This is a genomic window from Vibrio sp. 779(2023) (assembly GCF_033344285.1).
In the GTDB taxonomy this organism is placed as follows: Bacteria; Pseudomonadota; Gammaproteobacteria; order Enterobacterales; family Vibrionaceae; genus Vibrio; species Vibrio alginolyticus.
The window spans coordinates 1-2,323 of record NZ_JAWPOM010000052.1; the positions used below are offsets into that span (position 1 = coordinate 1).

General features: G+C 44.3%; 1 protein-coding gene and 1 tRNA gene. One reads left to right on the forward strand and one right to left on the reverse strand.

From position 1 onward, the window contains the following. The first annotated feature begins 561 nt into the window (after positions 1–561). On the forward strand, positions 562–1,998 hold the full coding sequence (locus tag R8O70_RS24730; protein ID WP_258623964.1) for an NAD-dependent succinate-semialdehyde dehydrogenase: 1,437 nt from the start codon (positions 562–564) through the stop codon (positions 1,996–1,998). 248 nt (positions 1,999–2,246) lie between these two features. Here the strand turns inward: R8O70_RS24730 and R8O70_RS24735 are convergent. Continuing rightward, positions 2,247–2,322 (reverse strand) — tRNA-Asn (locus tag R8O70_RS24735). Position 2,323 lies beyond the last annotated feature (1 nt).

Sequence of the window (2,323 nt, forward strand, 5' to 3'; positions counted from 1 at the left end):
AGTTGGTTAGAATACCGGCCTGTCACGCCGGGGGTCGCGGGTTCGAGTCCCGTCCACTCCGCCACTTATATTAAGCCCTAGTCGAAAGACTGGGGCTTTTTCGTTTGGTCGTGTCCCCGAGAAATGCATTTACACATTGAAGGCGAGACAATACGACTTTCTTTACCCTTTTGGCACATGAGTTTCTCAGGAAGATGAGCCTGCTGCCTGCACTTCCAATTACTCCGAGTTTGTATCCTGTCCTCGTTGAAAGATTGGCCATTTGAACAATGAGTCTTTATAACACTCGCCCTCAACCGTAATAGAATGAATAGTCTTCCGTACTGCGTGTTTTGTTAGCGTCTCTCTTAAACAATAATTTTCTACATCTTATTTCTCAAACATTCATTGCTTCCATGTTTAGAGCGGGACCGTCGTTGCGTGGATTACGCAATTTCCCGAAATATAGTGAGGAAGAGATCTAAGTCTTCCGAAAATTAATGCCTTTTAGAAAACTTTGTTTTCTTTGCTGAACTTGCTAGTAGCGATTAACCTAAGAGGAGTTCTTGAGGAGTATGTTTGATGATGCAACAAATAAAAAATGAAACGCTGAAATCTGTATTTAAGCAATGGTCTTCCGAAGAGGGAATTGTGGTCATCAACCCTGCAACTGAGCAAGAGTTAATTCGGTTAAAGCCTAGTACTCTTGATGAGTTAGATGATCTCATTGGTCAGTGCAAAACGGAGCAAGTCCGTTGGGCTAAATTAAGTGCCAAAGAGCGCTCTCGTCGTTTGAGGGGGTGGTATCAACTACTTCTTGATAATGCAGAAGACATAGCCACGATTATTACCTTAGAGCAGGGTAAACCTTTAGCTGAGAGCAAAGGGGAAGTGATGTATGGTGCCTCTTTTGTCGAGTGGTTCTCAGAAGAAGCAAAACGTGCTTATGGCGAAGTTATTCCTGCCCCCACGACAGATAGACGTCTATCTGCAATTCGCCAGCCTGTGGGAGTATGCGCTGCAATTACACCTTGGAACTTCCCTATTGCGATGATTACAAGAAAAGCAGCACCAGCCCTAGCGGCAGGTTGTGGCATGTTGATCAAGCCATCAGAGCTTACCCCTCTCACTGCAATTGCTGTTGTTGAATTAGCTTATCAGGCTGGTATCCCTAAAGAACTGCTTTCTGTCGTGGTGTCGGAGCAGGCTGCTGAGTTTGGTCAAGTACTAAGTACTGATCCTAGGATTCAGAAGATCTCTTTTACGGGGTCTACGCGCGTTGGGAAAATTTTGATGAAGCAAGCCAGTGATTCAGTCAAGGCGGTGTCGATGGAGTTGGGTGGTAATGCGCCTTTCATCGTGTTTGAAGATGCAGACTTAGATGAGGCTGCGGAAGGGCTTGTCGCGTCGAAGTTCCGTAATGCAGGGCAAACATGTGTTTGTACCAATCGGCTATATGTTCATAAAAATGTAAAACAAGCTTTTATTGATAAAGTATTGTCGAAGTTAAGCAAATTAAAGCTTGGAAGTGGTTTAGAGAAAGGTGCCACATTAGGTCCTGTTATTACGATGGCCTCTAAGCATCGACTAGAGGCGGTGATCGATCAAGCTGTACAAGAAGGAGCCTCTATTGCTAACTTTCCACAGAGACGGCCTGGTCGCTTTATGGAGCCCGTTCTTTTGGATAGTGTGACGCAGAATATGTCGATTGTTCAGCAAGAGCTATTCGGGCCTGTGTTGCCTATTGTTACCTTTGAAAATGATGATCAAGTTCTCGAAATGGCGAACGATACAGAATATGGTTTGGCTTGCTATTTCTATACGAATAGCTTGAAGCGTATTGTGACTTTTAGTGAAGGTTTAGAGTACGGCATGGTTGGAGTGAATGAAGGGATCATCTCTACTGAAGTGGCTCCATTTGGTGGAGTTAAAGAGTCGGGTGTTGGACGGGAAGGTGCTAAGCAAGGACTCGATGAATATCTGGAGACAAAGTATATTTGTCTTGGTGGTTTAAGCTGATTTCAGAGATGGCCGATTGAATTAAAAAGCTAGGTTTTTACCTGGCTTTTTTTTAGTTGAAAGATACACCATTTGCCACGCGCGTTTGTGGGTAATATTTTCTGGTTACTTAGTGAGTCGATAGTTAGCTTGCGGTAAGCGGTTTTTAATAATCAAAGCGCTTATGTTATTTCGTTATGGGGTAGGAGAGAGCTTAGCTTTAAACTAATACAAAAAAGCCGCATCAAGTGATGCGGCTTCTTCTAATATGGCTCCTCCTGCTGGGCTCGAACCAGCGACCTGCGGATTAACAGTCCGTCGCTCTACCAACTGAGCTAAGGAGGAA

Excerpts from the sequence above, each read along its gene's own strand:
- R8O70_RS24730 (WP_258623964.1), top strand. The coding sequence starts at position 562 with ATGATGCAACAAATAAAAAATGAAACGCTGAAATCTGTATTTAAGCAA.